At 62.6% G+C, this 9,561-nt stretch carries 5 protein-coding genes; 3 read left to right on the top strand and 2 right to left on the bottom strand.

Annotated features, from left to right (window positions below):
* Positions 1 to 327: 327 nt before the first annotated feature.
* Both mnxG and ACQ4MY_RS22805 read right to left on the bottom strand, forming a co-directional pair.
* Positions 328 to 6,162, bottom strand: coding sequence for a manganese-oxidizing multicopper oxidase MnxG (mnxG, locus tag ACQ4MY_RS22810; protein WP_440096549.1), 5,835 nt, complete (start codon positions 6,160 to 6,162; stop codon positions 328 to 330).
* Between the two features lie 200 nt (positions 6,163 to 6,362).
* Positions 6,363 to 6,971 carry a lytic transglycosylase domain-containing protein gene (locus ACQ4MY_RS22805; protein ID WP_008087278.1) on the bottom strand — a complete coding sequence of 203 codons (609 nt, stop codon included), beginning with the start codon at positions 6,969 to 6,971 and terminating at the stop codon, positions 6,363 to 6,365.
* Between the two features lie 206 nt (positions 6,972 to 7,177).
* On the opposite strand from ACQ4MY_RS22805, the gene gspG reads away from it, so the two are divergent.
* The 3 genes from gspG (at position 7,178) to ACQ4MY_RS22790 (ending at position 9,489) form a co-directional block, all read left to right on the top strand.
* Positions 7,178 to 7,606 carry a type II secretion system major pseudopilin GspG gene (gene gspG, locus ACQ4MY_RS22800; protein WP_007913548.1) on the top strand — a complete coding sequence of 143 codons (429 nt, stop codon included), beginning with the start codon at positions 7,178 to 7,180 and terminating at the stop codon, positions 7,604 to 7,606.
* Between the two features lie 14 nt (positions 7,607 to 7,620).
* Positions 7,621 to 8,808, top strand: coding sequence for a type II secretion system F family protein (locus tag ACQ4MY_RS22795; protein ID WP_440096548.1), 1,188 nt, complete (start codon positions 7,621 to 7,623; stop codon positions 8,806 to 8,808).
* A gap of 75 nt (positions 8,809 to 8,883) precedes the next feature.
* Positions 8,884 to 9,489, top strand: coding sequence for a hypothetical protein (locus tag ACQ4MY_RS22790; protein WP_440096547.1), 606 nt, complete (start codon positions 8,884 to 8,886; stop codon positions 9,487 to 9,489).
* Positions 9,490 to 9,561 lie beyond the last annotated feature (72 nt).

Below are 9,561 nucleotides of genomic sequence, written 5' to 3'. Positions count from 1 at the left end.
ACATCAATGGCGCCTGTGCCGCCATCATCGCTGGCAAGTCGAATCGTCGAACCGCAGCTCCCACAGGTTTTGCATTCCTGCCGCACACTCACTGCCCACCACCGGCCCACTGTAGGCCTTCGCCTGCTCGCGATGGCGTCATCCGCCTCACCGTCCGAAACCGGGTTGTCCCCGATCGCGAGCAGGCGAAGGCCTACAGGGATTCGCATTCATCCCACCGTCTTCATTGCCAACCACCGCTCTGTAGGAGCAAAGCTTGCTCGCGAAGCTTTTAGTGCCACACCCCTTTCAGAACCGAGGCGCGGCCTTCGCGGGCAAGCCTTGCTCCTACGGGGTCGGTGCCGGTTCCGGTTCGTTGGTTACGCGCAGCAGTCCCCATAATCCGGAGGTGTTGCCGTAGGCGGCGTAGTCGCGGAACAGGTAGTCGCCGGGGATCGCGTTGCTGCCGCCGGCGCTCGGGATCATGAAGCTGAAGTGCGCGGCCGGCAGGATGCTTTCGTGGGCGCCGATGTACATCGACATCGGGTTGTAGCCGAAGCGCACCGAGCCCACGCCCGGCGAGCCCATCGGATAACCACCGACATCGCTCTTCTCGGCCTGGAACGGGTTCACCGACCAGACGTGCCCGTCGAGCTGGAACGTGGTGCCGCGACTGCCACCGCTCGGCATCAAAATATGCGTACGGAACGGCTGCCCCGGTTTGGCATAGAGCACCGGCGTCTGCGGATCGCCACCCACCAACGCATTGCTGTAAGCCATGTGCGCATTGACCATGTCGCCATAACCCGCGCCATCGGCATGACCAAACGGCGCGTCCGGGGCGAGGCCGAAGCGATACCACAGCGGCTCGGTCTTGTAGTTGATCGCCATGCTCGAGTTGTCCTGCGGATCGGTCGGCACGCCGAAGCCTTCAGCGGCAATTCCTTCCACCGGCCGGCCATTGGCCCAACGAGTGTTCAACGCCTTGTGCCAGACCATCGCGAAGTCGCGGTAGCTGGTCTGCGCAGGCGCCGTCACCGTTGCGTTGACCTTGCGTGCATCGTCAACCCAGGTCGCGCCGATCGGCAGAATACTCATCGCCCCGCCAAGACCTTTTTGCGGCTGCTTGATCACGTCCGCCGGGGTGATGTTCAAGCCGCCGAACTCGACTGCCGTGGCATTGATGTTGTCGACGCTGCGGCCCAGTTGGGTCACCGGTTTGCCTTCACGTTCCAGGTGCCCGGCGTAGTACTGATAGGTACGGGTCGGGTACGCGCCGCTGTTGCCGACGCGCGGTGGCACGGTCTGGATCGGGTTGGCGCCGACGTTGGCACCGTCGGATTTAGTGATGTCGTACGCCAGTAATTGCGCATGCAGGCCGACGTGGCTGGACGGCCGCATCAGGTTGTTGCTGAAGGTGGTCGAGCCCAGACCGCTGTTGCGATCACGCTTGACCATGCCTTGCATCACCGCCGTCTGGGTCAGGTCAGGCATGACACTCGGCAGACGGTTTTCCAGGGTGATGTTGATGCAATCCCCTGCCGCCGCACGCAGCACCAGCGGTTCAACCGGGATGCCGGGTTTCAGCTTGCCGCTGAGCGGATCCAGATCGGATTTACGCACGTACAGGATCGCGGTCGGGTCATGCAGCGGCCCGCTCTGCCCGCCAATGGTGATGGTTTCGCCATCCTCCGGATCGGTCACGGTGACTTGTGGAATGCTCACCGTGCGCGAGTTCAGCACCAAGGTGCCACCCGCCGGATTCAGCGGCCCGCCGACATGCTGCCCGAGTCCTTCGGGATCGCCGATGGTCAGGCCCAGCGAGTTGCCGAGGATGTCGTTGGCCAGCGCCGCCACCACTTCATAGTTGCGCTGTACCGTCGGCCGCGTGCCGATGCCATTAGGGTTGGCACTGATCCGTGGGCAACTGCCCTCGAACGCCACGGTGTTGCGCATGCCCGCCGGGGTCGGGTTGTTGGGGATGGCGAACAGGTCGGCGCGTTTGGCGGTGTAGTTGCGCATCACGCCCCAGATACCGCTCCAGTAGCCTTCGATCGAAGCGTCCATCGAGTACAGATAGTCGCCCGTTGTCGCAGCGGAACTGGAGAGCATCGACACCGGCGCAATGAAGCCCATCTGCTCGGAAATGCCGATCATTTGCGAGGCGCGCCAGCCGGAATTGGAGCTGTTGCCGAACCCGGAACCGCTCTGCAGCCATTTCACACCGTGCAAGGTGACGTTGTGCTCTTCTTCATGGCCGCCGGCATGCACCCGCAGCCGCACGTTGTCGCCGGTGTAGGTGCGCAGCATCGGTGTGAATGGGTCACCCGGTTCGGCGCCGCCCTTGTTGATGTGCGGCGGAAACAGCGTGGTGCCGCCAGTAGGCCCGGTGGCGGCGGTGAGCAGATTCGGCGCCAGGTTCATCGCCGGAATTGCGCGGTCGGTGCGGCTTTGCATGGCGAATGACAGATCGCCACCGAGACCATCAGCCTGCATGCCGCGCTTGCCGTCCGGGCCGACCTTGTTCGGGTCGTACACGCGCAGGGCCAGCGGTTCGTTGCGATAGTTGACGACGAACATGCCCGGATCATCCACCGAAATCGCCTGCGGACATGGCCGGCTCGGGCAGCCCGGCACCTGACCGCCCTGCACTTCCAGCACGCCTTCAAGCAAGTTGCTGGCGTTGTTACGCACCGGCGGATTGATCGCGTAGCGGAAGCTGTCAGCGGTGGCCGGGAACGCCTGCGCATTCGGCACACCGTTGGGGCCGGCACCGACATAGACGCCAGCTTCATAGGCGTGCTGGAAGTCGCTGTATTCGAGGAAGAACTCGCGGAAGCTGTCGTTCTTGCCGTCGCCATCGAGGTCGCCGGTATTGATCACCGCTTGCCACGAGGTCGGCCCGCCGTCCTGGCGCGCGCCGCTGTACAGAGGCTCGCCGGTTTCCGCATGGAACCAGGTCGAACCGGCCGGTTCCGCCAACACGGTGGCGTACAGACCAATTTGCTGATGCGTCGATGGGCCCAGGTGGTCGTGAGTGAAAATGGTACCGAGGCCGCGATCGACGCCTTTAGCGTTGACCACCGGATCGACGAACCAGCGCTGCATCGCCGTGCGCGCACCGAGCCAATCGGCGCGGCCGTACTGGCCGAAGAACGGATGGTTCTTGGCTTTCGGGCAGGCCTGGGTGCCGTCGCGCGGATCAGTGCCGGCGCATTGGTTGAACTCGCGAATCGCGTGAATGCGTTCCTGCACGGCGCCGGGCGAGAGCACGCCGTCCTCGTAGTTCCAGCCGTTGGACGAGCCGTCCGCCGAGGTCAGGTCCCACTTCGGCAGGTGAATGTGCTGACCGATCACATCGGTCGGCGTGCGCACCTGATAGTCGTCCATCTCATAGGTGGCCGGCACCAGGTTGGTTTGCTGGTACTGCACGCAATCGAAAGTGTTCATGCGCATCACCAGCGGTTCTGGCGGACGCTGCTTGGTGATCACCGGCCAGGCGTCTTCCCACAGCGCCAGAATGCGCGCCTGCGGGAAGTGATAACCGACCTTGTTGTACACCGCGTCGAACTGAATGTTGGCGGCTTTGTAGATCCGAGGGCGGTCGGCGGTGAAGCTCGAGGCGCCGACAAAGGACATGCCGTCGATGCGGTCACCGCTGGCAAACTCACCGCTGCCGGCGCTGCTGGTCAGGCGTTTTTGCCGGTCGTCCATGCACGGTTCGTAGTACGGCGCACCGGCCATCGGCAAGGCACCGTTGGTGCGAAACGCCTTGGCCACCACTTGATTGCCGGGCAGCAAGGCATAGCTTGGATGGTCTTTTTTCGCGTGGAAGGCCATCGCCGCCTGTTCGACTTCGGTGCCTTCTTCCGGCAGGTAAATCGGTTTGGCGCGGGTGACTTCCTTGGAGAAATCCAGCGAAGTGGTCACGGTGTGCGCCTCACCGCCGGCCGAGACGCCGTCGAGTGTATGCCGCTGCAAGCCGCCATCCCAGCCGCCGGATTGCGCCGGGTCGAGGTTGGCCCACAGGGCTTTGCCGCTGGCCTTGAGCGATTGCGCGGTAGCGGCGTCGAGCATGTCCAGCGGCGGGGTTGGTGGACGTTGGCCCACCGAACTTTCCATGCCGCCGATCCAGAACGGATAGCCAGGGTTTTTCAGGCTGCCGTCGGCATTGCGGTTGGCTTCGCTGCGATCAACCAGCGCCAGCGAACCGATGGCTTGACCGCCGCCATTGCCGCCATGGTGCTCGCCGTCGTCATCGCCCTCTTCTTCATCCTCGTCGTCATCATTGCCGGCGATCAGGGTTTCGCCGATTTTCGGCACGACCACGACTTTGCCCGGCATCGGTGCCATGGCTTTGCCCGGCAGCGGCACTATCGCCGGAATCGGTGTACCGGCAACGATTTCGCCGTCCGGCAAGGCGCGCGCGCCGGTCGCTGGTTTACCGCTGCGCAGGGCAAACGGTTCGCTGTGATAACCGTCGGCGCCCTGCTGGGAAACGTCGAGCCGGGTGCCCTCCTCGAACACATCGTGCACCCGCCACATGGCCCACATGCCTTGGGCAAAGTGCGGATAAAAATGGCAGTGATAGATCGCATCGCCGGCCACGCGGTTGCGGTTGCCCGATCCGCCGTTGGCAATTTCATAGGTATAACCGGCGCCCGGGCCAATGCCCTGGGCGTCAACGTAATCGGAGTTGTCGTCGTTGGGGTTGAACAGCCACTGATGGCCGTGCAAGTGGAAGATGTGCTGCTCATGGCCATTGTGGGTGTTGCGGAATTTGACGAAGTCACCGATGTAGCTGTGGTTGACGTTCGATGGCTCCGACGGATACAGCGCCATGGTCGCTTTCACACCGATCTGATCAGCGCGTGGTGTCTGGCCAGGGGCGATGTTCTCCAGCCCGGCGTTGGCCGGCACGTCGACCAGCATCGCCACGTCGCCGACGGTGTGCGAGCTGAGGAAGAATTCTTCGTAGGCGCACGACAGGCAGTCGTGCATCGGCCCGACACCCAAACGGTTGGCCACCACTTCGGCGCCCATGCCGCCGGAGCCGTAGTTGATCATGAACGAGTCGCGGGTCGGTTCAAGCACATGAGCCATCACCGGATCAGCCCAGTACGCCGGAAACGCTTGAGTGGCAGCGGTTTCGTCCTGGAATTGCGAGGCGAAATCGCGGAACGCTTCCAGTCGATTAGGGATCGCCGGGTTGCGTTTGCCAACCGATTCCAGCGGATAAGTGCTGGGTGGGAAGCTGCCGTCGGCATTGCTGCCCATGACGATCGCATCGCTTTCGCTGGAAATGATTTCATTGCCGTCGACCATGCCGATGATCGGCGTGCCGGCCTTGCCTTCGCGCAACCACGGCTCGCGTTGCGGGTAGCGCGCCTGGTAATCAACGATCGGTTGGCCGGTGGGTGCGCGGCCCGTGGTGGCCAGGCGCATTTCTTCTTCAGTGAGGGTGTTGCGATAGGTGCGGCCGCCCTTGGGCAGGACGACAACCTGGCCGAACAAGCCATTGGCGACGTTGCCGGCCGCGCCCTCGCCACCAAACGTCGCGCCACGGCTGCTGACGGCAAACGCGCCTTCACGCTCGGCGTACAGGGTGTAAGAACGGCTCGCGCCCGGCGGCACCAAGGTGTTGGCGTTACGCCCGGTGAACGAAGAAATGTCATCGATGCTGTTTACCGCTTGCAGGCCATTGACCTGGAAACCGACGTGACGGTCAGCGACTTGCTCATCGACTTTGAAGTCTTCAGCCGCGTTGGCGTTTTCCACGCCCTCCTCTTCTTCACCTTCATTCTCGAAGTGCTTGTTCGGGTTGGCCTGATAGTCGAGCAGATTTTGCAGATTGATCGTCAGGCAATCACCCGCCGCCACGCGTAACACCAGTGGCCGTGGCCGCTTGTCCGGGCGCAGCGAAACCTTGCCCGGCACCGCTGAACCGCCGTAGGCCAGCGACATGTTGCGGTCATCAACGACGTCGCGGCGCAGGGCAAACATCATGCCGTTGATGTTCTGCGCGCCGAGGCGGTTGAACATCAGCGGTTGATCGAAGGCGACGACGTTGGCCACCAGGTTGCGCTCGCAACGCACGGCCGCGCCGGCCAGCTCGACGCTGAGCATCGAGGCCAGAATCAGCAGCCAGTTGAACAGAGACGGAGCGTGATGAATGCCAACCATGATCAGTAACCTCGTAGTGGGTGCTCTTGGGAACACTTCTCGACAAATGCCTCGGAGCAATCCGCGTGCCACAAAAAATTGCATTAGCGTTCAATCAGTTATCGCGACGACTTGAGAATCCGGGGCAAATCCCCCACCCCTTTTCCCCACTTTTCGGGTGTATCCGGTTTGCCCCGAAAGTGGGGGAAACCGGGTTGGGGTCACAACGGCGCATCCATGGCCAACCCCTGCAGACGCCGGTACTGACGCAACACATTCGGTACATACCGCTGGGTTTCGGCGAACGGCGGAATCACCCGGCCACGGCTGAGCACCGCGTCGGGCCCAGCGTTGTAGGCCGCCACGGCGAGGGCGATGTCGTTGTCGAACAGGGTCATCAGACGCTTGAGATATTTCGCGCCGCCCTGGATGTTGGCCTTGGGGTCGTAGACGTCGGTCACACCCATTTCCCGCGCGGTGTCGGGCATCAACTGCATGAGCCCACCCGCGCCTTTGGCCGAGGTTGCGCCAGGGTTGTAATGGGATTCTGCGTTGATCACCGCGTGCAGCAGCGCTTCGGGTAACTGGTTGACTTTGGCGGCTGCCGAAACCAGTTCCGCGTAGGGCTGATTGGCGATCATTTGCGGCTGTTGATCGAGGCTGGCCACAGGCATTTCAGCCTCGTGGATCACCCGTTCGTAGGTGCGTCCGGGCCGGTGAACGTTGGACAGCACGTAGCTGCCCTTGGCGTCCACCGAGATGAACACATCGGCCTGCGCGGCGCCGCTGAGCAGCACACAACCGAGCAATCCGCTGGCGAGAAATTTCATGTCGGGCCTCCCCGGATCGGCCCCGATAAATTGGGGGAAATGCCCCAATGGCCGATCACGTTTGAGCCATACGCAAGCACTGTGCCGACTCTTGAAAGGCCCGTATTACAAGGGTTCCGGCGTGTGAGCAGGTTTTTAACGGGGGCTGAGCATGGCAATTGCATAAGCCCCTCAGGCGACACGGCTGCCACTCACGGGAGGTCATCATGAAGCTGCAATTTCGTCCGCGTGGCCAACGCGGTTTTACCCTGCTCGAACTGCTGGTGGTGTTGGTGGTCCTCGGCCTGTTGGCCGGGATCGTCGCGCCGAAATACTTCGCTCAACTCGGTCGCTCGGAAGTCAAAGTGGCCAAGGCGCAGATCGAAGGGCTGAGCAAAGCGCTGGACATCTATCGCCTCGAAGTCGGCCATTACCCGTCCACCGAACAAGGCTTGCAGGCCTTGGTCACCGCACCGAGCGACGAGGCGAAATGGACCGGCCCGTATTTGCAGAAAAAACTCCCGCAGGATCCCTGGGGGCGTAATTACGCCTACCGCTACCCCGGCGAAAACAGCGAGTACGACTTGCTGTCGATGGGCAAGGACGGCCAGCCCGGCGGCGAAGGCGAAAACGCTGAAGTGACCAACTGGCAGTAAGCGGAGCGCGGCCCATGCGATTTCATTTGAAAGCGGTTGGCAAGGCGGGCGTGGTGTCTTTGAGCGTGGACGCGCCGGGTGACAGCGAGGCACGGCGGATCGCCGAGAATCAGGGTTTGCGTGTGCTCAGTTCACACGCCGATAAGCATTGGCGCTCGCTACGACTGCGTCAGCGCGAAACCTTCAATCTGGTGTTGTTCAGCCAGGAACTGACCACGCTGCTCAATGCCGGCCTGCCGTTGATCGATGCGCTGGAAAGCCTCGCCGAAAAAGAAAACGCCCCGGCTGCCCGGAAAACCTTGAGTGAGCTGGTGCGCCTGCTCTACGAGGGCAAATCCTTCTCCCAGGCGTTGGGCCAGTTGTCGGCGGTGTTCCCGCCGTTGTACGTGGCGCTGGTACAGTCCAGCGAGAAGACCGGCGCGGTCGGCGATGCGCTGGGCCGCTACGTCAGCTATCGGCAGCGCATGGACGAAGTGCGGCAGAAGATCATCAGCGCCTCGATCTATCCAATGCTGTTGCTGATAGTCGGCGGTGGCGTGGTGCTGTTCTTGATGGGTTATGTGGTGCCGCGCTTCAGCCTGGTGTTCGAAGGTCTGGGCAATAACCTGCCGTGGCTATCGCAGGTGTTGATGAGCAGTGGCATGTTCTTGCATGCGCATCAGGCGGAATTTTTCGGTGCGCTGGCGGCGATTGTCATCGCCCTCGCCGTGCTGCAAAAACAACCGGCGTTTCGCCGAGGGCTGGATCGGCTGGTGGAGAAACTGCCGGCGGTGCATCAACGGATTTTCATGTATGAGCTGGCGCGGTTTTATCGTTCGCTGGGGATTCTGCTGCAAGGCGGGATTCCGCTGGTGACCGCCATGGCCATGGTCCGAGGTTTGCTCACCGTGGCTTCGCGGACGCGACTGGATCAGGCCTGCGAGCGGGTGCGCGAGGGGCAATCTTTGTCCACCGCGCTGGAGCTCAATCACCTGGTGACGCCGGTGTCGCTACGACTGCTCCGGGCCGGCGAACAGTCCGGCAACCTCGGGCAGATGATGGAGCGCAGCGCCGACTTCTACGACGAGGAAATCAGCCGCTGGCTGGAGTGGTTCGTGAAGTTGTTCGAGCCGCTGCTGATGACGTTTATCGGCCTGCTGATCGGGGTCATCGTGATCCTGATGTACATCCCGATTTTCGAACTGGCGTCGAGTATTCACTGACCCCCGGGAACGGGTCCGGTCCCTGCAACAACGCACTTTTACGTTCCCAACAAGACCACAAAGACGGAGAACGATATGCACATTAAAAAGCTCGTGCTCGCAATGGCCATCGGCGCAGTTCTGTCGGCGTCCACCGTGCTGATTCCGGATAGTCTTTCCGGCATTTCCAGTGTTCAGGCCAAGGAAGGTGGCAGTGGCGGTGGAGGGAGTGGTGGCGGTGGACACGGCGGAGGGGGTGGCGGTAACGGCGGAGGAAATGGCGGCGGGCATGGCGGTAGTGGTGGAGGCGGCGGAAGCGGCGGTGGCGGTGGCGGTGGCGGTGGCGGTGGCGGCAATGGTGGCGGCCACGGCGGCAGTGGCAATGGTGGAAGTGGTCACGGTGACGGCGGCAGTGGACACAGCGGCAGCGGCCAGGGCTCCGGACACTCCGGTGATTCCGCCTCATCCTCCGGCCGCAACGGCACCCACGCCGAGCCAGGCGATGATCATGGCGTGCACCGGGCCGGTGAAGTCGGCGATGACCATGGCGTCCACCGCGCTGGCGAAGTCGGCGATGACCATGGCGTCCATCGCGCTGGCGAAGTCGGCGATGACCGAGGACTGCATTCAGCAGGCGAACCGGGGGATGATCGCGGCGTACATGTCGGCGGCGAACCCGGCGACGACAAACGCACCAACTGACAATACTGCAACACCACAAACCCTTGTGGGAGCTGGCTTGCCAGCGATGAGGCCAGATCAGACACTGCTGCA

Source organism: Pseudomonas sp. SM4, from assembly GCF_051913165.1.
Taxonomy (GTDB): domain Bacteria; phylum Pseudomonadota; class Gammaproteobacteria; order Pseudomonadales; family Pseudomonadaceae; genus Aquipseudomonas.
This window is presented reverse-complemented; position numbering and strand designations above follow the sequence as displayed.